General features: G+C 61.5%; 23 protein-coding genes and 1 pseudogene. 10 read left to right on the top strand and 14 right to left on the bottom strand.

The annotated features are described in order from the left end of the window. Window positions 1-29: 29 nt before the first annotated feature. The 4 genes from ACORLH_RS09890 to ACORLH_RS09875 all read left to right on the top strand — a co-directional run bounded on the left by ACORLH_RS09890 (window position 30) and on the right by ACORLH_RS09875 (window position 3,640). Entirely contained in the window at window positions 30-866 is an 837-nt protein-coding gene (locus ACORLH_RS09890) for a ferritin-like domain-containing protein (RefSeq protein WP_321832515.1), read from the top strand. A gap of 265 nt (window positions 867-1,131) precedes the next feature. Then, window positions 1,132-2,457: a M23 family metallopeptidase gene (locus tag ACORLH_RS09885; RefSeq protein WP_321832514.1), complete on the top strand. Its 1,326-nt coding sequence runs from the start codon at window positions 1,132-1,134 to the stop codon at window positions 2,455-2,457. Further along, complete coding sequence (locus ACORLH_RS09880; RefSeq protein WP_321832513.1) at window positions 2,447-2,923, top strand: polymer-forming cytoskeletal protein; 477 nt, start codon at window positions 2,447-2,449, stop codon at window positions 2,921-2,923. Before ACORLH_RS09885 ends, ACORLH_RS09880 begins: the two co-directional genes overlap by 11 nt. Window positions 2,924-3,019: 96 nt before the next feature. Further along, window positions 3,020-3,640, top strand: coding sequence for a hypothetical protein (locus ACORLH_RS09875; protein ID WP_321832512.1), 621 nt, complete (start codon window positions 3,020-3,022; stop codon window positions 3,638-3,640). 15 nt (window positions 3,641-3,655) lie between these two features. Here ACORLH_RS09875 and ACORLH_RS09870 read toward each other — a convergent pair. The 7 genes and pseudogenes from ACORLH_RS09870 to ACORLH_RS09840 all read right to left on the bottom strand — a co-directional run. Continuing rightward, window positions 3,656-4,081, bottom strand: a pseudogene (locus tag ACORLH_RS09870) (DUF5946 family protein); the annotation flags it as partial. Between the two features lie 206 nt (window positions 4,082-4,287). Beyond that, the gene (gene rpiB / locus ACORLH_RS09865; RefSeq protein WP_321832511.1) at window positions 4,288-4,725 is read right to left on the bottom strand and encodes a ribose 5-phosphate isomerase B; all 438 of its coding nucleotides are present in this window, start codon (window positions 4,723-4,725) and stop codon (window positions 4,288-4,290) included. A gap of 76 nt (window positions 4,726-4,801) precedes the next feature. Beyond that, on the bottom strand, window positions 4,802-5,386 hold the full coding sequence (locus tag ACORLH_RS09860) for an HNH endonuclease (RefSeq protein WP_321832510.1): 585 nt from the start codon (window positions 5,384-5,386) through the stop codon (window positions 4,802-4,804). 305 nt (window positions 5,387-5,691) lie between these two features. Further along, the gene (locus tag ACORLH_RS09855) at window positions 5,692-6,357 is read right to left on the bottom strand and encodes an alpha/beta hydrolase (RefSeq protein ID WP_058241877.1); all 666 of its coding nucleotides are present in this window, start codon (window positions 6,355-6,357) and stop codon (window positions 5,692-5,694) included. Next, window positions 6,354-6,986 carry a DNA-3-methyladenine glycosylase 2 family protein gene (locus ACORLH_RS09850; RefSeq protein WP_321832805.1) on the bottom strand — a complete coding sequence of 211 codons (633 nt, stop codon included), beginning with the start codon at window positions 6,984-6,986 and terminating at the stop codon, window positions 6,354-6,356. Before ACORLH_RS09850 ends, ACORLH_RS09855 begins: the two co-directional genes overlap by 4 nt. A 14-nt stretch (window positions 6,987-7,000) precedes the next feature. Continuing rightward, entirely contained in the window at window positions 7,001-7,765 is a 765-nt protein-coding gene (locus ACORLH_RS09845; protein ID WP_321832509.1) for a cobalt-precorrin-6A reductase, read from the bottom strand. Next, complete coding sequence (locus ACORLH_RS09840) at window positions 7,762-8,820, bottom strand: cobalt-precorrin-5B (C(1))-methyltransferase (protein WP_321832508.1); 1,059 nt, start codon at window positions 8,818-8,820, stop codon at window positions 7,762-7,764. The genes ACORLH_RS09845 and ACORLH_RS09840 overlap by 4 nt, the downstream gene beginning before the upstream one ends. Window positions 8,821-8,908: 88 nt before the next feature. Here ACORLH_RS09840 and cobA point away from each other — a divergent pair, with 88 nt between their 5' ends. The 3 genes from cobA (at window position 8,909) to ACORLH_RS09825 (ending at window position 12,485) form a co-directional block, all read left to right on the top strand. Then, the gene (gene cobA, locus ACORLH_RS09835) at window positions 8,909-9,760 is read left to right on the top strand and encodes a uroporphyrinogen-III C-methyltransferase (protein WP_321832507.1); all 852 of its coding nucleotides are present in this window, start codon (window positions 8,909-8,911) and stop codon (window positions 9,758-9,760) included. Further along, entirely contained in the window at window positions 9,757-11,061 is a 1,305-nt protein-coding gene (locus ACORLH_RS09830) for a cobyrinate a,c-diamide synthase (protein ID WP_321832506.1), read from the top strand. Before cobA ends, ACORLH_RS09830 begins: the two co-directional genes overlap by 4 nt. A gap of 179 nt (window positions 11,062-11,240) precedes the next feature. Further along, a complete protein-coding gene (locus ACORLH_RS09825; protein WP_321832505.1) occupies window positions 11,241-12,485 on the top strand; it encodes an MFS transporter in 1,245 nt (414 codons plus the stop codon). Between the two features lie 192 nt (window positions 12,486-12,677). On the opposite strand, the gene ACORLH_RS09820 is transcribed toward ACORLH_RS09825, so the two are convergent. From ACORLH_RS09820 to cysS, 3 genes are all read right to left on the bottom strand, one after another. Continuing rightward, on the bottom strand, window positions 12,678-13,463 hold the full coding sequence (locus ACORLH_RS09820) for a phytoene/squalene synthase family protein (protein WP_321832504.1): 786 nt from the start codon (window positions 13,461-13,463) through the stop codon (window positions 12,678-12,680). Between the two features lie 49 nt (window positions 13,464-13,512). Then, window positions 13,513-15,135: a citramalate synthase gene (gene cimA / locus ACORLH_RS09815; protein WP_321832503.1), complete on the bottom strand. Its 1,623-nt coding sequence runs from the start codon at window positions 15,133-15,135 to the stop codon at window positions 13,513-13,515. 198 nt (window positions 15,136-15,333) lie between these two features. Beyond that, on the bottom strand, window positions 15,334-16,827 hold the full coding sequence (cysS, locus tag ACORLH_RS09810; RefSeq protein ID WP_321832502.1) for a cysteine--tRNA ligase: 1,494 nt from the start codon (window positions 16,825-16,827) through the stop codon (window positions 15,334-15,336). Window positions 16,828-17,080: 253 nt separating this feature from the next. On the opposite strand from cysS, the gene ACORLH_RS09805 reads away from it, so the two are divergent. Continuing rightward, the gene (locus ACORLH_RS09805) at window positions 17,081-17,713 is read left to right on the top strand and encodes an RNA ligase family protein (RefSeq protein WP_321832501.1); all 633 of its coding nucleotides are present in this window, start codon (window positions 17,081-17,083) and stop codon (window positions 17,711-17,713) included. Between the two features lie 141 nt (window positions 17,714-17,854). Here the strand turns inward: ACORLH_RS09805 and ACORLH_RS09800 are convergent, their stop codons facing one another. Continuing rightward, entirely contained in the window at window positions 17,855-18,847 is a 993-nt protein-coding gene (locus ACORLH_RS09800) for a DUF3179 domain-containing protein (protein ID WP_321832500.1), read from the bottom strand. Window positions 18,848-19,013: 166 nt separating this feature from the next. Here ACORLH_RS09800 and ACORLH_RS09795 point away from each other — a divergent pair, with 166 nt between their 5' ends. Continuing rightward, window positions 19,014-19,544, top strand: a complete 531-nt coding sequence (locus tag ACORLH_RS09795) for a hypothetical protein (protein ID WP_321832499.1) — start codon at window positions 19,014-19,016, stop codon at window positions 19,542-19,544. 73 nt (window positions 19,545-19,617) lie between these two features. After that, entirely contained in the window at window positions 19,618-19,977 is a 360-nt protein-coding gene (locus tag ACORLH_RS09790) for a GFA family protein (RefSeq protein ID WP_321832498.1), read from the top strand. On the opposite strand, the gene ACORLH_RS09785 is transcribed toward ACORLH_RS09790, so the two are convergent. The 3 genes from ACORLH_RS09785 to ACORLH_RS09775 all read right to left on the bottom strand — a co-directional run bounded on the left by ACORLH_RS09785 (window position 19,974) and on the right by ACORLH_RS09775 (window position 21,960). Beyond that, on the bottom strand, window positions 19,974-20,765 hold the full coding sequence (locus tag ACORLH_RS09785) for a purine-nucleoside phosphorylase (protein ID WP_321832497.1): 792 nt from the start codon (window positions 20,763-20,765) through the stop codon (window positions 19,974-19,976). The genes ACORLH_RS09790 and ACORLH_RS09785 overlap by 4 nt on opposite strands. Window positions 20,766-20,912: 147 nt before the next feature. After that, a complete protein-coding gene (locus ACORLH_RS09780; protein WP_321832496.1) occupies window positions 20,913-21,461 on the bottom strand; it encodes a peptidylprolyl isomerase in 549 nt (182 codons plus the stop codon). Continuing rightward, on the bottom strand, window positions 21,454-21,960 hold the full coding sequence (locus tag ACORLH_RS09775) for a peptidylprolyl isomerase (protein WP_058241864.1): 507 nt from the start codon (window positions 21,958-21,960) through the stop codon (window positions 21,454-21,456). Before ACORLH_RS09775 ends, ACORLH_RS09780 begins: the two co-directional genes overlap by 8 nt. Between the last annotated feature and the right edge of the window lie 67 nt (window positions 21,961-22,027).

The following is a 22,027-nucleotide window of genomic DNA, read 5'->3' as shown; positions in this document are numbered from 1 at the left end:
AGCGCCCCAAGATCGATAGTGAGGGGCGCATGAGCCAGAAAACTCTGACACAGATGGCGGTGGAGGTTCTCACCACCGCCGATGGCCGCGCCAAAACCGCGCTGTCGCATAAATACGCCGCAGAATGGTTTGCCGCCCGCGCGGCCGGTACCCCGTTGACCGTGGGCGAAGCGGAACCACCCCTGCGCCCGGCCCGCCCGGAGCAGCCAGAGCTGCTGGATCCCCGCGACGTGCCGCGTCGTCGCCCCGGCAGCCCCGGGGGGCGCAAGGCGATCCTGCATGCGGTGGCCCATATCGAACTGAACGCCGTGGACCTGCACTGGGACATCATCGCGCGTTTTGGCCATATCAAAATGCCGCTGGGTTTCTACGATGACTGGGTCAAATCAGCCGACGAAGAATCCAAACATTTCAACATGGTATGCGACTGCCTTGAAGCGATGGGCAGCCATTATGGCGCGATGCCAGCCCATGCCGGCATGTGGCGCGCCGCCGAAGACACGGTGGATGACATCATGGGCCGCCTTGCCGTGGTCCCCATGGTGCTGGAGGCGCGCGGGCTGGATGTGACACCCGGCATGATCAAGATCTTCCAGAACGCCAAGGAAACCGCCACCATCGAAGCGCTGGAGGTCATCTACGCCGAAGAAGTCGGCCATGTCGCCTATGGCTCCAAGTGGTTCCATTTCCTGTGTGGCCGTCATGAGCTGGACCCGAAGGATGAGTTTCACGCCCTGGTGCGCAAGTATTTCCACGGCGCGCTGAAACCGCCCTTTAATGAGGAAAAGCGCGCCGAAGCCGGATTGCCGCCCGATTTCTACTGGCCGCTGGCGGACCAGACCCCGGCGAAGGGTCGCCCGGCCTAAGGGCCAAACGATACCCGCCCGCATGCGCGCCCTGCGTGCATCCCCCCTTCATCCGCCACCATCCGTGCGTTGGTGGCGGCGGCTTTCTGCCCCCTCTAACCCCTTCAGAATCGGCAAATTTCCGCCAAATCGGCGGAAATACGTCCGTATTCCGGCCCTATTCGTCTAAATTTGTTGCCATACGCGGGTGGGCTGTTAAACACCTTAGCCGGTGGACCTGTCACAGAAACGGGCCACGACGAGTGGGGACAAAGGGGACAGACGGGTGAGAACACGTCTTGCAACAAAACTTGATGCCATGCTGGAACCTTGGTTCCCCGAGCGTCGTTTATTTCTGCGATCGGACAGCGACACGCGGTTTATCCGCCTGCGACCGGCCACCCAGCTGATTGCCTTTGCAGGCAGCGCCTCGGTGGTGGCCTGGGCGATTGTGGCCACGGCGATCCTGCTGATGGACAGCATCGGATCTGGCAACTTCCGCGAACAAGCGAAACGCGATCAACGCACCTATGAAAACCGCCTGAACCTGCTGGCCGAAGAACGCGACACCCGCGCGGCCGAGGCCATGGCGGCGCAGAACCGGTTCAATCTGGCGCTGGAACAGATCTCGGACATGCAGAGCCAGCTACTGGCCTCGGAAATTGCCCGGGCGGAGTTGGAAACCGGCATTGAGGTCATTCAGTCCAACCTGCGTGACACCATGGATCAGCGCGATGAGGCACGCGGCCGTCTGGCGGTGATGCAGCAGATCGGGGATCCGCTGGGCCAGAACCGCAAGGTAGAAGGTTCTGATGACACGCTGGATTTCATGGTTGCCGCGCTGGCGGACACTGCCGCCGAGCGTGATCAGATCCTGGCCGATGCCAAGCAGGCGCTGAAAGATGCCGAAGATCTGGAGTTCCAGATCAAACTGATGGAAGATCAGAACGACCAGATTTTCCGCCAGCTGGAAGATGCGATGACCATTTCGGTGGAACCGCTGGACAAGATGTTCCGCGCCGCCGGCCTTTCCACCAAGAGCCTGATCGATCAGGTGCGCTCCAACCACGACGGTCAGGGCGGCCCGCTGATGCCGATGTCCTTCTCCACCAAAGGGGAAGAGCCGTCCGCCGATGAGCTGCGCGCCAACCGGATCCTGCGCCAGCTGGATCACCTCAATCTCTACCGTATCGCCGCCTCCAAGGCGCCTTTTGCCAAACCGGTGAAAGACGCGGTGCGCTTTACCTCGGGCTTCGGCTATCGCCGGGATCCGAAAACCGGCGGGCGCCGCCTGCATAAGGGGGCGGATTTCGCCGGCCCCACTGGCACCCCCATCTATTCCACCGCGGACGGCGTGATTGTTCATGCCGGGTGGTCCTCGGGCTATGGCCGTTTGATTAAAATCCAACATGAGTTTGGAATTGAGACGCGCTATGCTCACCTGTCGAAAATTCGCGTGAAGGTCGGTCAAAGGGTCTCGCGCGGGCAACGCATCGGTGATATGGGAAATACCGGACGTTCAACCGGGACCCACCTTCACTATGAGGTGCGTGTGGGCGGCAAGCCTGCAAACCCAATGATCTATATCAAGGCTGCAAACGATGTTTTCTAAAAGCAAAATCAACGAACCCGGCCCCAAAGCCAGCGAAACTCCGAAGCCCGCAGCCCCCGAAGCCGCGGCGCCCAAGACGGATTTCAAACCCACTGCGCCCAAGGCCAAACCGCCGGCATCGGTGCTGTCTTCGGACCTGCACATCACTGGCAATCTGAAAACCACCGGCGACATTCAGGTCGAAGGCACTGTGGAGGGCGACATCCGCGCCCACCTGCTGACCATCGGTGAAACCGCCACCATCAAAGGCGAAGTGGTTGCCGATGACGTGGTGATCAACGGCCGTATCGTGGGCCGCGTGCGTGGCCTGAAGGTGCGCCTGACCTCGACCGCCCGTGTCGAAGGTGACATCATCCACAAGACCATCGCGATCGAAAGCGGCGCCCATTTCGAAGGCTCCGTTCAGCGTCAGGACGACCCGCTGTCGGGTGGCAAACCTGCCAAGGCCGCCAAAGCCGAAGGCTGATCCCTGGCGGATCCCCGACGGATCTAAGAATTCCAAGGCGTCCCCAGAAGGCATTTCGGGGGCGCCTTTTCTTTTTAGTCGTTAAGGTCCACCAACGTGGTACTATTAATCGCCTTCCTTTTCTTACTCATCGCGGCAGCTTGGATCTGGCTCCTCCTTGGGCTGTTCAAGTCAGGCAAGCGTTGGATCTTCGGGGCGCTGGCGCTGCAACTCTCCCTGATCATGAGTTTGATCGTTGTCGCAATGGGTGGGGCCTGGGCCGCCGTGATCGGCTTCGTCTGGCCACTGCCAACCGCTGTGCCCGTTACCTCCATACTCCTCACTCACTACACGTTTTACGCTGACTTCTATTACATCGCACTCGGCGGGGGGCTTGGCCTGGCGCTGATCCTGTCAATTTTGCCACCCCTGCGTATCTGGGCGCTGCTCATCGCCACGACCGCATCGATGGCGCTGGCAGTGCCGATGGCGGAAAAACACAGCCGCTCCCTCATGTGCCAGCGCGCCCTCGCCCTTGGCGCATCGGAGATCAAGCGCCAAAGCTTCCTCAAGTCGCTGCGCCACACCCGCACCGACTTTCTTCGCGAAGCACATGGCCTCACCACCGCAAACGAGCAGACCTACGTTTGGAGCTACAAACGCCTTGATTGGTATCCCGTGGACGCCCAGCCCTACGCGCAACCCGGCCAGATCCAGACCGCCTGCGGCAAGGCCTAGGGCAACGCGGGCCCTTCACCGCCCCATCCAGCGCCCAACCCAATTGCGCACATAGTCATGATGCGCCGCCCAATCGGCCCATGTCGCCTCTGCCCAGGTGATCACCCGCGCCACATGTTCCGGCCCGCCCGCATAAGGCGCGACATCCGCCACAGTTATGGCAAACCGCTCCGGCGGCTCCAACCACTCCAGCGTCGCCTTATGTTGCCCCAGCCCCAGCATCACTGCATTCGTCGCCTCTGCGCCACGCGGCCGCCCAGCCGCATGATCCTCAAGCTGCACATATAGCCGTGCCAGATGCAGTCATGCCAAATGCAGACGGGCGGATTGCACCTTCCGCCGCTCCGCCCCGTCACCGGGGTGCTGTACCGCATAGGTGTCCACGCTCAGCCGGTGTGCCGCCAGCAAAGCGGGATTTACGTATTCATGTGCCAGCTCTGCCGCGAACCGCGCGTATCAGGCGGGGCTGAAGATCACATACTCATAGGCGGGCCCGCTAAGGGCTCCAGACCGGCGCCGCAGCCGGGGCAGACCCGCGGCGTGTCTGTGAGTTTGGCAGCCATCTCCCAACATACCCTTAATCAAAACCCAAAAGCGCCCCCAGATCCCTCCGGAGGCGCCTCTAAAATTCGCGTCGAACAGCAAAATCAGCCTTCGATCATATCCACGCGGGTGGCGTGGCGGCCGCCTTCGAACTCGGCCTCCAGGAAGGCATCGACGATTTCCAGCGCCAGCCCTTCACCGATCACACGCGCGCCCAGCGACAGCATGTTGGCATTGTTATGGGCGCGGATCATCTTGGCCGAAAACACATCGGAACAGACACCGCAGCGGATACCCTCAACCTTATTGGCGGCCATCATGATGCCCTGACCGGTGCCACAGACGACGATGCCCAGATCCGCCTCACCGGCCACGATCTTCTCTGCTGCGGCTTTGCCGTGGATCGGGTAATGGGTGCTTTCGCTGGTCATCGGGCCGATGTCGTCAACCGTCCAGCCCTTGTCCGCCGCATGTTTGGCGATGGTCTTGCGCAGCTCGATGTCAGCGTGATCGCTGGAGATCACAAGGCGTTTGGCGGTCATGGCAGGGTTCCCGATTCCAATGGGTCAAAGATCTGCCGCCTTGGACCAGTTTCAAGCCCAGTTGTCAAACCTCTGCTCACGCCTCCAGCTCGGCGTCCCAGTAGAGGTAATCCATCCAGCTGTCATGCAGCATATTGGGCGGGAATTTGCGCCCCACATTGTTCAACTCAGACGCTGTTGGCCGCCGCGGCACCTTGCGCAGCGACATGCCCGCCCGGCGCAGCGATTTTGACCCCTTTTTCAGATTGCAGGGCGAACAGGCCGCCACGACGTTTTCCCAGCTGGTGATGCCCCCAGCGGCGCGCGGCACCACATGGTCAAAGGTCAGATCGCCCCGGCTGCCGCAATACTGACAGGAAAATTCATCCCTCAAAAACAAATTAAAGCGCGTGAAGGCCACGCGCTTTCTGGGTTTGACATAGTCTTTCAACACCACAACCGAGGGGATTTTTATTCGGGTGCTAGGGCTGGCCACCTCGGCGTCATATTCCGCAACGATGTCCACCCGGTCTAGCCAGACCGCTTTCACCGCCTCCTGCCAGGGCCAAAGCGACAGCGGGTAGTAAGACAGCGGCCGGTAATCCGCATTGAGCACCAGCGCCGGGTGCTGTTTCAACGCGCCGCGTTCACGTACAAACTCATGCCTGAAATCGCCATCCATGGGGGACTATCCCTCCTGCCCTAAAAACGGGGCGCAGATCAGGAAGTCACACAGGATCCCCCGATCCTTGCCTTACTTAACACTATATATCCCGGGATCGATCCGACAACCCCCATGATATAGAGTTCTGCTGCTTTATCTCGCTCACGGAGATGACAGCCATATGACGCTTGAAAAAACAGCAAACGCCGCCTGCCTTGATGACAGACGGCGCTTTCAACGTTTTCAAAATACCCCGGGGGGAATTGGCCACAGGCCAAGGGGGGCAGCGCCCCCTCACCCATCATCTCCCACAGAACAGGGCGTTAAAGCCCTAGCTTATCGCGCATGAAGGCCAGCGCCACCGACAGGCCATCAGGGGCAATGCCATGGGCGGTGCCCTTCATGATATGGGCGTAAACCTCTTTAAAGCCGGCCTCATCCAGCGCTTCGGCGGCTTCCGGCAGCGATTGCACCGGCACCACATCGTCCTGATCGCCATGCACCAGCAGGATCGACGGTTTTGAGATCGCCTCATCCTTCAACAGATCCGGTGACATCAACCGGCCCGAGAAGGCGACGATGCCGGCAATCTCATCCTCACGGCGCGGCGCCACATGCAGCGACATCATGGTGCCTTGGGAAAACCCGAACAACACCATCTGTTCGGGCAGCAGATCCTCATCCACCAACACCGCATCGAGGAAGGCGTTCAGGTCTTCGGCCGCCTGCACCATGCCACGCTCGGCCTCTTCCTCGGAGGAGCCATCGATCCAAGGGATCGGGAACCACTGATAGCCCATCGGCGCCCCGGCGCAGTTTTCCGGCGCGTCCGGCGCAATGAACAGCGTATCGGGCAGGTGATCTGACAGCGGGTCGGCCAGCCCCAACAGGTCCGCGCCATTGGCGCCATAGCCATGCAGGAACACAACCACCGACCGGGTCACCCCGGATTTGGCCTCTTTGCGGCCCGCCTGCAAAACACGTGTCATCTGATCCCTTCCCGTTGTTTGACATGCCTGTAATAGGCAAAGAGCTGACGCGCTGCAACGGCGCGCCAGGGGCTCCAATTTTCGCTCATCTGGCGCAGCTCACGCTCCTTGGGGCGCGCCTCCAGCCCGTAAAGATCCTGCGCCGCCACCTGCAGCGCCAGATCGCCGGGGGCAAAGACATCCGCACGCCCCAGCGAGAACATCGCATAGATCTCTGCTGTCCAGACGCCGATGCCTTTGACCGCGGTCAGAACCTTGATGACCTCCGCGTCCGGTGCGGCGCGCAAGGCGTCATAATCGATCCCCGCCTCAGCCAGTGCCAGGGCATAGCGCGCCTTCTGCTGTGACAGGCCCAGCCCGCGCAGATCGTCAAAACTGTAGCGCTGAACACCTTCGGGACTAACACAGCCCGCATCCTGCAGGCGTTTCCAAATCGCATTGGCCGAGGCCACGCTGACCTGCTGGCTGACTATCGCTGACAGCAGCTCACCAAACCCATCGGGTTTGCGCCGCAGCGGCAGCGGCCCGGTCACCGCATAGGCCCGTGCCATCGCCGGATCATGGGCGCCCAGCCACGCGACGCCTTCGGCCACGCAATCATCCGTTTCGATAATCCGCCCCACAGCCACAGTCCCAACAGCGCTCACGGCATCACGCCCCGCGCTTTGGCCTCAGCCACCGCCCAGTCCAGCGCCTCCTGCACGGTTTCCACCTGTCGACCCAAAGATTTTGGGGCCGGCTGCGGGGGCCGCGCAATCATGATGACGCGAATGCCCAGCTCCTTCGCCGCCTGCAGCTTGGCCTTGCCTGCCGCCCCGCCGGCGTTTTTCACCACCAGCGTGTCGATGCCCAGATCAGTGAACAGTGCTTTCTCCTCCTCCACATCAAAGGGCGGACGCCCGGTGATGTAGCGCCCCTGCGGCATGGGGAAGTCCCCCTCAGGCAGGTCAACCACCCGCAAGCTGACGTCACTGTGTGACAGCGCCATGAAGCCGGGCAATGACTGGCGGCCGGTGGCCAGAAACACCTTTGCCCCCGGCGCAATCCGCGCGCAGGCCTCCGCCGCATCCGCCACCGTGGTCCAAAACTCCCCCGGGCCGGGCCGCCAAGGCGGGCGCATCAGCTGGCAATAGGGCAGATCCATGTCCGCAGCGACACGCGCCGCCCGGTCGCTGATCTGCGCCGCAAAAGGATGCGTTGCATCAAGGATCAGTTTGATATCTTTGCCAAAAAGGAAATCGCGAAAGGCCGCTTCGCCACCAAAGCCCCCCACACGTGTGGGCACAGCCAGCGGCGCCGGCGCCTCGGTCGCACCAGCAAGGGAGGCGATCGTCGGCACATAGGCCTGATCCAGCCCTTCAGCCAGTTTGCGCGCCTCACCCGTGCCAGCCAGCAACAAAACCGTCATTGCACACCCTCACCATCTGTCCGCGCCAGCAGCTTGCCTGCGCGGTCAATCACAACCACATCACTCTCCACCCCGTCTGGCAGCATTTTTCGCACCTCAAACAGCGCCTTCTGGGCGACCATATCGGCCATATCTTTCCCCATGATCTCATAGGCTTGCAGCGCAGTGTTACACTCTCGCAGCCGCGCATCCCCCAGCCAGTCTGCCAGCAGATCAAAATCTACCTGTGAACGGCCCGAATGCAGATCCCGCGCGCCCTGCGCCAGCTTGGTGATCTTGCCGATGCCGCCGCCGATGGAGACCCGGGGCAGCGGATGTTTGGCGATGTATTTCAACATCCCCCCGGCAAAATCGCCCATATCCAGCATGGCGTGATCCGGCAGGCCATAAAGCCCCTGCACCACCCGTTCCGAGGTCGCACCAGTGCAGCCTGCCACATGGGCAAGCCCCTCGGCCCGCGCCACATCCACCCCACGATGGATCGAGGCGATCCAGGCCGCGCAGCTGAAGGGCCGCACAATTCCCGTGGTGCCCAGGATCGACAACCCACCCTTGATGCCCAAACGCGGGTTCCAGGTCTTCGCTGCCAGTTCTTCGCCAGCAGGGACCGAAACGGTGATCTGAATATCCGGGGTCTGACCCAGCCGCGTGGCCATTTCCTCCACCGTCTGGGTCATCATCTGGCGTGGCACCGGGTTGATCGCAGGTTCGCCCGGCGGGATCGGCAGGCCGGGTTTTGTGACCTGCCCCACGCCGCGCCCGCCAACAAAGACGACACCCCCGCCCGAGGCCTCAACCCGCGACAGAATCAGCGTGCCATGTGTGACGTCAGGATCATCGCCCGCATCCTTCACAATCCCCGCCTCGGCCCAGCCTTCGCCCTGGCGCGCCTCAACCACCTCGAACTCGGGCCTTTCGCCACGGGGCAAGGTGATGCGCACCTTTTCGGGCTTACCTTCGCCCCACAGCATCATGAGCGCCGCCCGCGTCGCAGCGGTGGCACAGGCGCCCGTGGTCCAGCCACGGCGCAATTCTCTGTCGGGTTTCCGGCTCATCAGGCGCGACTATAGGCTGCGGCGCAACCGCCGCCAATATGTCGTTTCCGGACTTCTCTCTCAGGGCGCTGCGGGGCATACAGGGGGCATGACTGACTCGCTCACCCTCCCCGCCCATGATTGGCCCACGCTGGAACCCGGCTGGGTCTGGCTCTGTGGAGCGGGTCCGGGCGATCCCGGCCTCTTGACGCTGCATGCGGTGAACGCGCTGCGCCAGGCCGATGTGGTGATCTATGACGCCCTGGTGCAGGAGGCGATCCTGGACTGGGCGCCGCAGGCCGAACATATCTATGCGGGCAAACGCGGCGGCAAACCCTCCGCCAAGCAGCGTGACATTTCGCTGCGGCTGGTTGATCTGGCGCGTGCGGGCAAACGGGTGCTGCGCCTCAAAGGCGGTGATCCCTTTGTCTTTGGTCGCGGCGGTGAAGAGGCCCAGACCCTGATCCAGCACGGCGTCAACTGCCGCATCATCCCCGGCATCAGCGCCGGCATCGGCGGCTTGGCCTATGCGGGCATTCCGGTGACCCACCGCGATGTGAACCAGTCGGTGACCTTTGTGACCGGCCATGACCAGACCGGCGACACACCGTCGTCGCTGAACTGGAAGGCCATCGCCGAAGGGGCCCAGGTGCTGGTGATCTACATGGGCATGAAACATGTAGAGCGTATTGCTGACGCGCTGCTCTCCGCCGGTCGCCCCGCCGATGAACCCTGCGCCGTCGTGTGTTCGGCTACCACCGACGATCAACAGGTGCTGGAAACCACGCTGGGCAAAATGGCCGCGGATATCAAAGCCTCCGGCCTGAAACCGCCCGCGATCCTTTGTGTGGGCCGCTCGGTCCTGATGCGGCAGGTGCTGGACTGGCAGGGTTTGATCGCCGGGCAAGCCCCCCGCAACCTTGATCCCCTGGACCGGGGCCGCCCGGCCGAACAGGCGTGAACACCGCCGCCGCCCCCACGCCCCCGAGCGGGCTGATCATCGCCGCGCCCGCCTCAGGTGCCGGCAAAACCACCGTCACGCTGGCGCTGCTGCGGTTGCTGGCGCGGCAAGGCATGAATGTGCGCGGCGCGAAATCCGGCCCCGACTATATCGACCCCAAGTTTCACGAAGCCGCCTGCGGCCAGCCCTGTCTGAACCTGGACGCCTGGGCGATGACACCGGCGCGGCTCTCCAGCCTTGCGACTGGTGACGGCACGCTGGTAATCGAAGGCGCCATGGGCCTGTTTGACGGCGCCCCGCCCCAGGGCAAAGGCGCGGTGGCCGATCTGGCGCGTCTGTTCCACCTGCCGGTGGTACTGGTGGTGGACGCCGGCCGCATGGCAGGCTCGGTTGCGCCGCTGGTTTCGGGCTTTGCCCATTTCGACGCCGATGTCACCGTCGCCGGGGTGATCCTCAACAACGTCGGCTCCGACCGGCACGAGGCAATGCTGCGCCGCGCCCTTGCGCCCCTTGGCCTGCCGGTGCTGGCCGCGATGCGCCGCAACAAAACGCTCACCATGCCGTCACGCCACTTGGGCCTGGTGCAGGCCGGTGAACGCGCCGACCTCGACCAGTTCCTTGACCGCGCCGCAGATGCGCTGGCTGAAAGCCTGGACCAAGAGACACTCCAAACCCTCCTGCGCCCAACACCCACCAAATCAGCGGCCCGCCGCATCCCGCCGCCCGCACAATCCATCACCGTGGCCCGCGATCAGGCCTATGCCTTCTGCTACCCACACCTGCTGTCGGATTGGCGCGCCCAAGGCGCCGAAATCACCTTCTTCTCACCGCTGGCTGATGACACAGTGCCCGCCTGTGATTTCCTCTACCTGCCCGGCGGCTACCCCGAACTGCACGCCGGCCGCCTCGCCGCCAACAGAACCTTCATGGACAGCCTGCGCAAAGCCGCAGAAACCACTGAGATCTATGGCGAATGCGGCGGCTACATGACCCTGGGTGAGGTGCTGATCGATGCCGAAGGCACTGCGCATCAGATGGCCGGGCTGCTTAGGCTGGAAACCTCCTTTGCCACACGCAAACTGCACCTCGGCTACCGCGATCTGACGCCGCTGACCGGCCCGTTCAAAACCCCGCTGAAAGCGCATGAGTTCCACTACGCCACCACGCTCAGCGCCAAGGGTCAGCCGCTTTTTGCCGCCAAAGACGCCGAAGGCAACGCGCTGCCAGACATGGGCCTCAGCCAGCGCAACGGCCAGGCCTGCACCCACGGCTCCTTCGCCCATCTGATCGACCTCGCCTGACCAGATCCCCCTGCGGCTCAGACGCAACCGCGGCTTTCACCGTTTCAAAAATACTCAAATCCCACGCCCTCCCCCGGGGCAAACCCTAGCCATTGTGCACAAACGCACACCCCAGTCGCAGCCTTCCTGTGACAGGAGGCCGCTTGCGGGGTTGAACCAATCGGTTTAGCACTTGCCCCATGACTGACGCGATCAATACCCCCGCCCCCGATACCGGCCCCACCTCCGACGCTGCGGCCAAGCGCAATGTTGTGATCCTGGTGCTGGCGCAGGCCATCCTCGGCGCGCAGATGCCGATGCTGTTCACCATTGGCGGGCTGGCGGGGCAAAGCCTTGCGTCAAACATCTGCTTCGCCACATTGCCGATCTCGATGATCGTGCTGTCCTCCATGCTCTCGGCCACCCCGGTTTCGGCCATCATGCAGCGATTTGGCCGCCGCATCGGCTTTATGGTCGGCACAGCCTTTGGCGCAGCCGGGGCCGCGGTGGGCGCCTATGCGCTGTCGATCGCGTCTTTCCCGCTGTTCCTTGTCGGCTCCTTCCTCACCGGCACCTATATGTCGGCGCATGGGTTTTACCGTTTCGCCGCGGCAGATACCGCTTCGGATGCCTTCCGGCCCAAGGCGATTTCCTACGTGATGGCGGGTGGCCTTGCCGCTGCGGTGATCGGCCCGCAGCTGGTCAAGCTGACCTCGGACGCCTTCGTGGTGCCCTTCCTTGGCGCCTATATGGCGGTGATTGCGATCAACGTTCTGGGCTCGCTGCTGTTCCTGTTCCTTGATATCCCGACCCCGCCGAAACCCTCCGCCGATGCCCCCAAGGGCCGCAGCCGGATGGAGCTTATCAAAACCCCGGTGATCGCGGTCGCGGTGATCTGCGCCATGGTATCTTACGCGCTGATGAACCTTGTGATGACCTCGACCCCGCTGGCAGTGGTTGGTTGCGGGTTTGAGCAGAACAACGCCGCCGATGTGGTCACGGCCCACGTGCTGGCGATGTATGTACCAAGCTTCTTCACCGGTCACCTGATTGCCCGTTTCGGCACGCAGAAGATCATGGCCGCAGGCCTGTTGATCCTTGCCGGGGCTGGCGCGGTTGCGCTGCAGGGCGTTCAGCTGGAAAACTTCTTCCTCGCGCTGGTGCTTCTGGGCGTCGGCTGGAACTTCGGCTTCATTGGCGCCACCACGCTTCTGGCCAATTCCCACACCCCTGAGGAGCGCGGCCGGATGCAGGGCCTCAATGACCTCCTGGTCTTTGGCGGTGTCACCCTGGCCTCGCTGGCCTCTGGTGGCTTGATGAACTGCTCGGGCGGTGATCCGGTCAACGGCTGGGCGGCCGTGAACCTGGCGATGGCACCCTTCCTGATGCTGGCCGGCGGCGCGCTGATCTGGCTGATGTTCCAACCCAAAGAAGAGATGGCGTAAGAGCTTGCACTAGAATGGCCTTGGCGCGGGCGTCAGCCCGTGCTGCGCCCGACCCTTCCCACGCGAGGGCGCATTTGCAACGTTGTCCTGTTTATTCAGGTCAAAATTTGCGGCGCGGTTTTGCACGACGAAGATGTTTAGGTGCGCCCACCCAGGGTCAGGCACAGCCCGTCGACCAGCTCACTACCGACCTCACCAACGGCCGCTGACACTGCGCCACATCAGACTGAGCCGCCGCTGCGCCTCTGAGGGCATCAGCGCCTCATCCAGCACCGCCTCAGGCGTCTTGGCCGCGCGCCGCAGCACCGGACCGGCCAGCCAGCCGCCCAACAAAGCGGGGGCAGCTTTTGGATCAATGGAACCGCGATGCCGCCGCGCCCGCGCCAGACGCTCCAAACCTGCCTCGGCAAGGGCCTGCACCGCCTCCGGCCGGCCATCCAGCAAAGGCACCCGTTTCGCCGCCACCAGCGCCGGTATCGCGCGCAGGAAGTTGGCCAGACCCGCCGCATGGCCGAGATCGCGCACCACCTGCTCATCGCCGCCGCCCAGGCCATTGACCGCCACCACAAACAGATTGGCCGAGGTCAGCTGGATATAGCGTTCAAAATCGGCCACATCGTCAAACGGATCTTTGTAAATGTCCCAGCGCCGCGCATCACACAGCTGATCCATCAACACCGCATCCTCGGCCCGCATGGTCAGCGCCAGGGCGGTCACCACCTCATGGCGGCGCACCACGCCACCTTTGCCAATCTCGCCAAAGGCATCGCGCCACCATTGCAGGCGCATCTCGGCGATCATCTCCTCCTGGGTCAGCCAGGGGGCGCGGGCGATTTCGACATTCGCCGCATAAAGCGCAAACAGCAGATCCCGCGCTGCAGGCGGTGCGGCCATTGTGGCCAGAAACCGATCCGGATCAGCGCGCTGCACCAGATCCGCGCAGGCCTGAAAATCATTCTGAGGCGTATCTTCGGCCAAGGCTCACCCTTTCACCCGATCTGCAGCACCTGTGATGACGCGCCGCGCCTCAGGATGCAACAGCTTCACGGTGCAGCAGTTTCCAGTTTATCGCATCCAAAAGCGCGTCAAAGGAGGCATCCACTATGTTGGGTGACACACCCACCGTGGACCAGCGCCGGCCCTGCCCGTCTTCGCTGTCGATGATCACGCGGGTTACCGCTTCGGTGCCGCCCTGGGTTATGCGCACCTTGAAGTCGACCAGCCGCATATCGGCCAGCACTTCGGAATAGCGTCCCAGATCCTTGATCAGCGCCTTGGCCAGCGCGTTCACCGGGCCGCGATCACTGCCGGTGTCATCCATCGACTCGGAAACCGACAGCTTCTTTTCACCGTCCACTTTGACAACAACCACCGCCTCCGAGAGCGAAACCATGCGGTTATACTTGTTCTTGCGCCGCTCCACCGTGACCTTGTAGCGCTTCACCTCAAAAAACTCAGGCAGTTGCCCCAGCTCAGCCCGCGCCAGCAGCTCAAAACTCGCCTGCGCGGAATCATAGGTGTAGCCCTCACTTTCGCGCGCCTTGATCACATCAAGGATCCGCGCCAGCGCCGGATTGCCTTTGTCCACCTCCAGACCAGCCTCGGCCAGACGGCGGCGCAGGTTGGACTGCCCGGCCTGATTGGACATCGGAATGATGCGGTCATTGCCCACCGTGGCGGGGTCAATATGTTCGTAAGTGCTGGGATCCTTCAGGATCGCCGAGGCATGCAGCCCCGCCTTATGGGCGAAGGCAGACGCCCCCACATAAGGCGCCTGCCGCTGGGGCACCCGGTTCAGGATATCATCGAGCAGGCGCGAGGCTTTCACCAACCCGCTCAGCGCCTCCCGGCTCACGCCAGTGTCAAACTGGCTGGCATAGGGTTCCTTCAGCAAAAGCGTCGGGATCAGCGTGGTCAGATTGGCATTGCCACAACGCTCGCCCAGGCCATTGAGCGTGCCCTGGATCTGCCGCGCCCCGGCCTCAACCGCCGCGAGCGACCCAGCCACGGCGTTTTCCGTATCGTTGTGGGTGTGGATGCCGAGGTGATCGCCGGGAATGCCCGCCGCAATCACCGCCGCCACAATCGCACCGATCTCCGACGGCATGGTGCCGCCATTGGTGTCACAGAGCACCACCCAACGCGCGCCGGCGTCATAGGCCGCTTTCACCGCCTCCAGCGCATAGGCTGGATTGGCCTTATAGCCATCAAAGAAATGTTCCGCATCAAACAGCGCTTCGCGGCCTGAGGCGACGATATGTTCAACCGATTTGGCAATGTTTTCAGTATTTTCCGCCAGGGTGATCCCCAGTGCGGTTTCCACATGGAAATCATGGCTTTTGCCCACCAAACAGACCGAGGATGTGCCGGCATTCATCACCGCCGCCAGCACCTCATCATTGTCGGCCGAACGCCCGGCCCGTTTGGTCATGCCAAAGGCGGTGAAACGCGCCTTCAGCTTGGGCCTGTCTTCAAAGAACTCACTGTCCGTGGGGTTGGCACCGGGCCAGCCGCCCTCGATGTAATCCACACCCAATTCATCCAGCACCGCAGCGATCTGATGCTTTTCCGGCGTGGAAAACTGCACCCCCTGCGTCTGCTGCCCGTCGCGCAATGTGGTGTCGTAGATATACAGTCGCTCGCGGCCCATGCTTGCTCCCCTCAGTTCTCTTGCTCCGGCATCCGCCAAGAGCCGCGCCCGACCCGTGAGGGCGCTGCGCCCCCTCACCGGCTGGCAATTTATCTTTCAACGCAGCTGCGACAGATCAATCACACAACCCGCCGCAAAAGCGCCCTCCCTCCCGCAGGGTCGGGCGCGGCTCGGGCTCGTCGCCCGAGCTTGTTCAGATCACAAACCTTCCAGCTTCGCCGCGTCAAAACCGGCACCGGGCAGCAGTTCCACCGCCGCCTTGCTCATCCGCACCTCAACCCCGGCGTCCATCAGCGCGGTCTTCAACGCATCCACCGGCGCAAAGTCCTTGGTCTCCATCGCCGTGGAGCGCAATTCAGTGAGCTGGCTTACAAATTTCGCCATGAGATCGAGCGTTGCCTCGTCAGCATACCCCGCAGCTTGCAACGAAGATGCCCCCTTCTCACGGCTGTAGGTACTCGCTCTGACGCTTGAAAACTTTTGAACCAAAGCAATGGGGTCAAAGCCAACTAGTCTCAATGCCCCCCGAAGGTCCGCTACACGACGTTCCTTCAAATACTTACGAATGAGAGTAAGCGCGAGCGACGTATTCAAATCATTTGCCAGTGCATCGACAAACTCTTGCGGCACACGATCTGGAACAAACGACTGCCCTTGCGTTGCAGGATCAGAGTTTAAGTATTCAGCGATTTTGCGCAGCGTCGCCTCCGCCTCTTTCGCCTTCTTCTCGGTCCAGTCCATCGGCTTGCCGTAATGGGTCGACAGGAAAACAAAGCGGATCACCTCACCGGGCACCCCCTGATCCAACAGATCCCGCACGGTGAAGAAGTTGCCCAGGCTCTTGGACATCTTCTTGCCCTCAACCTGCAGCATCTCATTGTGCATCCAGACCTTTGCAAAATCCTCACCGGGATGGGCGCAGCAGCTTTGCGCAATCTCATTCTCATGATGCGGGAACTGCAGGTCATTGCCGCCGCCGTGAATGTCAAAGGACGCGCCCAGCAGCTCATAAGACATGGCCGAGCATTCGATGTGCCAGCCCGGACGCCCACGGCCCCAGGGGCTGTCCCAACCGGGCAGATCATCGCTCGAAGGCTTCCACAGCACAAAATCCATCGGGTTTTTCTTGTAAGGCGCCACTTCGACCCGCGCGCCGGCAATCATGTCATCCACCGACCGGCCCGACAGCGCGCCATAGGCCTTGTAGCTTTCCACCGCAAACAACACATGTCCCTCGGCAGCATAGGCATGGCCCTTGGCGATCAGATCCTCGATCATCGCCACCATCGGTGCGATAAACTCGGTCGCGCGTGGCATGTGATCGGGCTCCATCGCGCCAAGCGCGCCCATGTCCTTCAGATACCAGGCGATGGTCTCATCTGAGCGTTCGGTCACCAGCTGCTCCAGCGTGCCCTCAGCCCCTGCCTCTTTGCGCGACACGGCCGTGGCGTTGATCTTGTCATCCACATCGGTGAAATTGCGCGCATAGGTGACATGCTCCGGCCCATAGACATGGCGCAGCAGGCGATAGAGCGTGTCGAAGACAATCACGGGACGCGCATTGCCCAAATGGGCGCGGTCATAAACCGTCGGACCACAGACATACATCCGCACGTTTTTGGGATCGATCGGGGCAAACACCTCTTTCGACCGGCTTTTGGAGTTGTGCAGTTTGATCACTGTTTCCGTCATAGCGTCCTCACACGCGTGCATCATGGCTTCGCGGCGGGCTTAGCAAGATCAACTCATGTTTGGAAGAAGAACAACGGCCCGCCTGAGATGTCTCAGCAGGTAATGCAGCAGATAATAATGCAAATCGTTGCGTTCATGAGGCTTTGATAGCCCGGTTTGACAAGCACAGCAATCCTTGATTGAGTGCGCCCCATTCTTATCTCACTTTTCCATGTGTTGCCTTTGCCCACTGGATGCGATCCCGGATGCAACAATGACCCAGTCTTCGCGTAAATACGGACGCAGCTATCATCTGCCTCAATCGCCCGGTGCAACCAGCGACGACAAGATCATGCACGACACCAGCACGCTATTCGCTGCAGCAGAGGTAGTGGTGACCGAAAAAATGGACGGTGAAAACACAACCATTCACCCCGACGGCTGTCACCCACGCAGCTTAGATGCACGCTACCACCCAAGCCGCGATTGGATGAAGGCTTTTGCAGCGGGTGTTTCACCACAACTGCACTCAGGGGAGCGGATTGTCGGGGAATACCTCTTTGCCCGTCATTCCATCAGCTATGATAATTTGCCAAGCTACTTCTTAGGGTTTGCTTGGATCCTAGACGGTGTCGTTCAAGACTGGGATGAAACACTCGTGCGGTTTTCAGATCTTGGCATTACCCCCGTACCCACCCTCTATCGCGGCCCCATCGATGACCGTTTGCTGAGCAAGCTGATTGTGGAATTGGATCTCACCCGACAAGAGGGGATGGTGCTGCGTGACGGTGCCGGTTACCCCGAAAATGAGCAATCCAAACGCCTGGCAAAATACGTTCGCGCGAACCATGTCCAGAGTGAGACACATTGGATGGCCGGCCCGCTGGTTAAGAACACGCTCGCTTAGTCGGGGCACCCCGGCACGCTTGACGGATCAAGCCCAAAGACACCCGCGCATCCTGCACCATTCCTGGCATTGCTCAGCCCCCCGCCTTTCAATGATCCTGAAATACTCAAACGGCGGCAGCGTCACAAACCACGCCTGCACTCATTTCACCATCCATTGCCCCTCGGGCCAGAACGCATGGAAGGCAAAGGCAAACATCACATCATGGGCCACATCCTGCCCGGCGTCATCGCGCACCCGGATCGCCCCCACCGCCTTGCCGCCCCCAATATCGGCAGTATCCAGGGCGGAGGATTGTTCATCCTCCCAGGTTAGCGTCACGCCGTTCTCCGCAATGCGCTGCTCCGCCCGCAGCCGGTCAAAGGTCCAGGCAGCATCGCCCACCCGCACCACACGCATCAAGGGCGGCACGTCATGCGGCGGGTTCTCCCCGCTGTACAGAAACGGCCGGTGTGAACTGTCGTAATTCTGATAGGGATTCATCCCATAGGCGCGGCGGAACGGCGGTTCCGCCATGACCAGCCCCTCGGGATGGGCCTCGCGGAAGGCGGCCCAGCTTTCCATCCAGACCGGCAGCTGGGTCAGTTCCACCCCGGTCAGATCGCCCACGATGCCGGTGCCAAGTACCTGCTGCCACCAGCTCTCGGTTTCGCGGTCATACATCACCATGTCCGAATTGCGCAGTTTGCCCGAGACGCCGAAGGACAATTCGCCCGCCTCAGTGCGCCGGTCAAACACGATAGCCGAGTTACACAGGGGGCAGAAGGTCACCGCCACCGGGATATCTCCAATGCGATCATTCACAATCTCATGCCACATCAGATAGCGCAGCGGATAGGCGCGGGCCGGCTGGCCGTCTAATGCAACGGTGATCACGCTTTCGCGCGGTGACAGGCCCGCCTCATCCGATTGGCGCAGAAACTGCGGCTCATCCACCGCCGGAATGCCATCTTTGGGCGGCCCGCCCGACAGGATCTCGGCCCAATTGCCCACGGTAGTCTGGCTGAAATCCGTCTCGGGCCATTCATATTGCCAAAAGTTTGGATCAGCACTCACCGGCGTGCCAACAGGCAGGCCAAGCGCGGCGGTGGCAACAAGAGCCATCAGGGTGCGTTTCATCAGGGTACGTTTCATCCGGGCGTCCTCCTGACGCCAGCCTGACAGAGCGCCCCCGCCCCGCCTAGCCCGCCCCACGCATATGTGATGCAGCGGGAGGCGATGCTGAGCCGCGCCAGAGGGCTAGATCCCTGAAGAAATGGCGATATAGTCAGACCAGATTCTATTTAAAGAGGTTTTCCCGATGCCATTTATTCTTGGCGCTCTGGCCGTGCTGGGTGCGGCCTATTTCTGGATGGTCCGCATGCGCGACGCCAAAGACATCACCTATGAGATGCTGGATGCTGCCAATGACGTCCGCCTCGCCGCCCGCCGGTTTGGCTTTCAGCGGCGCAACAACCTGCACCCGGTTGAAGCGGTGGAGGATCCTCTGGTGGCCGCAGCGGCGCTGGTGGTCGGGTTTCTTGAACTGGAAGATTACCCAACCTCCGAACAGAAAACCGCCATGATCAGCGCCCTGCGTGAAAACCTGCATGTGTCGCACGACGATGCCGAAGAGCTGGCCGTGCTGGGCCGCTGGCTGGTGGGGGAATGTGGCGGCGCCACCCCCGCCATGTCCCGCCTTGCCCGGCGTCTCTTTAAACTCTCAGGACAGACGCATTTCACCGCTGTCGCCAAAAGCCTGCAGATGATCGCCAAATTCGGCACCGGTAACCTCAGCGCCAAACAGCAAGAGGCGCTGACTGATGTTTCCAGGATCATGAAGATGGCCTGACCGCCCTTGACGCCTTTAAGGCAACCTGTTGTTTTCCCCACAAAACCCAAACCTCTCTGAGGGAGCTTAGCCCATGATCCAAGGATCCTGTCACTGCGGTGCCGTCCGTTTTGACTATCAGCCAACAGCCGAAACAGCGGTCTCCTGCAACTGTTCGATCTGCCGCCGTCTGGGCGCCACCTGGATCTATGCCAATGCCGATCAGATCACTTTCCACATGGCCGAAGGCGCCACCCGCCGCTACCTGCGCGGCGAAGAAAACATCGGCTTTCACAGCTGCACCACCTGTGGCTGCCCAACCCATTGGGAAAACATGGCCGACCCAGAAACCGGGCATATGGCGGTGAACCTCAACCTCTGCGACCCTACAGAGGCCGCAAAGGTCCCGGTCCGCCGCTTCGACGGCGCCGACAGCTGGAGCTTTATTGATTAGGCCCGCGCCCGCAGAAACGCCCGAATAATGCCTTCCAGCTTCGCCGCACCCACAGGCGCCGACGCTTTGGTGTGCTCATGGCTGATATGCTCATGGCCCAGCCCCGCCGCCATATTGGTCACCACGGAAAAGGCGCAGACCTGCATCTCCAGAAACCGCGCCAGAATAACCTCAGGCACGGTGGACATGCCCACCGCATCCGCGCCCAGCAGTTTCAGCATCCGGATCTCCGCCGGGGTTTCAAAATTGGGACCGGAATACCAGGCGTAAACCCCTGATTTCAGGTCAAGCCCCTGGGCTTTGGCAATCTCGGTCAGCTCGGCGCGCAGGTCCGGATCATAGGCCTCGGTCAGGTTCACAAACCGCTTATCCGTCTTCTCCCCAATCAGGGGCGAGCGGCCCGAATAGTTGATGTGATCGCTTAGCAGCATCAGATCGCCGGGCGGAATATCGGCGCGGAAGGACCCGCAGGCATTGGTCAGAAACAGCGTCTCGACCCCCAGCGCCTTCAGCACCTCCAACGGCAGACGCATCGCCGCCGCATTGCCGTTTTCATAAAAATGTTCACGCCCGCCAAGGATCGCCACCTCACAGCCCTCAAAACGGCCCAGATGCAGATGCGCCTTATGGCCTGACACGCCCACATGGGGAAATCCCGGCAGATCCGCATAATCGATCGAAACCCCCTCAACATGTTCCGCCAACCCGCCTAGGCCCGATCCCAGAATAAATCCGACCTTCGGCGCCACCCCCGGCGCCCGCGCCCGAATTACCTCTAATGCTGTCATATTACCCCCCAACAAGTGGCGCGCTGCGCCCTTTCAATGTTCCCAAAATACTCAAAAAACACAAACGCCGCCCCAAGCCTGACCGTGAAGGCCAAAGAGGCGGCGCTTGCCAAAATCACACTGTCAGGCCAGTTATCAGGCCCGAGATCACTCGGTCACGGTGACCTTTTTCATCACATCCGGTGCGCCGACAACCTCACCATTGCGGCCCGCGCCGCGTTTGATGGCGTCAACCACATCCATGCCTTCGGTCACTTCACCAACGATGGTGTACTGGCCGTTCAGATGCGGCGCCGGGGCGAACATGATGAAGAACTGCGAATTGGCCGAGTTCGGGTTCTGGCTGCGCGCCATGCCCACAACACCCCGGTCGAAGTTCAGGTCGGAAAACTCCGCCTTCAGGTCAGGACGATCAGACCCGCCACGACCCGCCATGCGCATATCCCCGCCCATGAACCCAAACTGGACATCACCAGTTTGCGCCATGAAGCCTTCGATCACGCGATGAAAGACGATCCCATCATAGGAGCCTTCCGCCGCAAGTGCGGTGATCTGTTCAACGTGACCAGGGGCCACATCCTCGAACAGGTCGATCTGGATGGTGCCATTGGCCTCGCCCGCGACCTCGATGTTGATGCCGGCAGCGGCGACGGGGCCTGCTGCCAGAACCAGTGCGGCTGCCAGCAACTTATACATCCGCGGCAACCTTCATCGAGATCATGCGATCCGGGTTCGCAGGCGGCTCACCACGTACAATCGCGTCCACATGCTCCATCCCCGAGGTCACCTGACCGTAAACGGTGTACTGACCGTTGAGGAAGCTGTTGTCTTTGAAGTTGATGAAGAACTGCGAGTTGGCCGAGTTCGGGTTCTGCGACCGGGCGGCGCCCAACGAACCACGGGCGTGCGGCACTTTGGAAAACTCTGCGGGCAGATCCGGCAGGTCCGACCCACCGGTGCCTGCGCGGCCGGGGTTGTAGTTGTTTTCCATGTTGGCGTGTTCCACATCACCGGTCTGGGCCATGAAGCCGTCGATCACACGGTGGAAGGCAACATTGTCATATTTGCCAGCGCGGGCCAGTTCTTTCATGCGCTCAACGTGCTTGGGTGCAACGTCCGGCAGCAGTTCAATCACAACCGTGCCACCCTTCAGTTCCAGCAGGATGGTGTTTTCGGGATCTTTATACTCGGCCATGGGGGCCTCCTCTGTAATCATCTTGCCCCGATACCTAAGCCCCAAACAGCCAATTGCCAAGCATGAG

Source organism: Thalassovita sp. (assembly GCF_963691685.1).
In the GTDB taxonomy this organism is placed as follows: domain Bacteria; phylum Pseudomonadota; class Alphaproteobacteria; order Rhodobacterales; family Rhodobacteraceae; genus Thalassobius.
Note: the sequence above shows the minus strand (reverse complement) of the source record. Positions and strands in the feature narration are given on the sequence as shown.

Bases quoted from the DNA above. Each gene is read 5' to 3' on its own strand.
- cobA (WP_321832507.1), top strand. From the start codon at position 8,909: ATGACTGACTCGCTCACCCTCCCCGCCCATGATTGGCCCACGCTGGAA.
- ACORLH_RS09855 (WP_058241877.1), bottom strand. From the start codon at position 6,357: ATGACACGTGTTTTGCAGGCGGGCCGCAAAGAGGCCAAATCCGGGGTG.
- ACORLH_RS09845 (WP_321832509.1), bottom strand. From the start codon at position 7,765: ATGACGGTTTTGTTGCTGGCTGGCACGGGTGAGGCGCGCAAACTGGCT.
- ACORLH_RS09890 (WP_321832515.1), top strand. From the start codon at position 30: ATGAGCCAGAAAACTCTGACACAGATGGCGGTGGAGGTTCTCACCACC.
- rpiB (WP_321832511.1), bottom strand. From the start codon at position 4,725: ATGACCGCCAAACGCCTTGTGATCTCCAGCGATCACGCTGACATCGAG.
- ACORLH_RS09780 (WP_321832496.1), bottom strand. From the start codon at position 21,461: ATGTATAAGTTGCTGGCAGCCGCACTGGTTCTGGCAGCAGGCCCCGTC.
- ACORLH_RS09825 (WP_321832505.1), top strand. From the start codon at position 11,241: ATGACTGACGCGATCAATACCCCCGCCCCCGATACCGGCCCCACCTCC.
- ACORLH_RS09790 (WP_321832498.1), top strand. From the start codon at position 19,618: ATGATCCAAGGATCCTGTCACTGCGGTGCCGTCCGTTTTGACTATCAG.
- ACORLH_RS09880 (WP_321832513.1), top strand. From the start codon at position 2,447: ATGTTTTCTAAAAGCAAAATCAACGAACCCGGCCCCAAAGCCAGCGAA.
- ACORLH_RS09840 (WP_321832508.1), bottom strand. From the start codon at position 8,820: ATGAGCCGGAAACCCGACAGAGAATTGCGCCGTGGCTGGACCACGGGC.
- ACORLH_RS09795 (WP_321832499.1), top strand. From the start codon at position 19,014: ATGCCATTTATTCTTGGCGCTCTGGCCGTGCTGGGTGCGGCCTATTTC.
- cysS (WP_321832502.1), bottom strand. From the start codon at position 16,827: ATGACGGAAACAGTGATCAAACTGCACAACTCCAAAAGCCGGTCGAAA.
- ACORLH_RS09775 (WP_058241864.1), bottom strand. From the start codon at position 21,960: ATGGCCGAGTATAAAGATCCCGAAAACACCATCCTGCTGGAACTGAAG.
- ACORLH_RS09785 (WP_321832497.1), bottom strand. From the start codon at position 20,765: ATGACAGCATTAGAGGTAATTCGGGCGCGGGCGCCGGGGGTGGCGCCG.
- cimA (WP_321832503.1), bottom strand. From the start codon at position 15,135: ATGGGCCGCGAGCGACTGTATATCTACGACACCACATTGCGCGACGGG.
- ACORLH_RS09860 (WP_321832510.1), bottom strand. From the start codon at position 5,386: ATGGATGGCGATTTCAGGCATGAGTTTGTACGTGAACGCGGCGCGTTG.
- ACORLH_RS09800 (WP_321832500.1), bottom strand. From the start codon at position 18,847: ATGAAACGTACCCTGATGAAACGCACCCTGATGGCTCTTGTTGCCACC.
- ACORLH_RS09805 (WP_321832501.1), top strand. From the start codon at position 17,081: ATGACCCAGTCTTCGCGTAAATACGGACGCAGCTATCATCTGCCTCAA.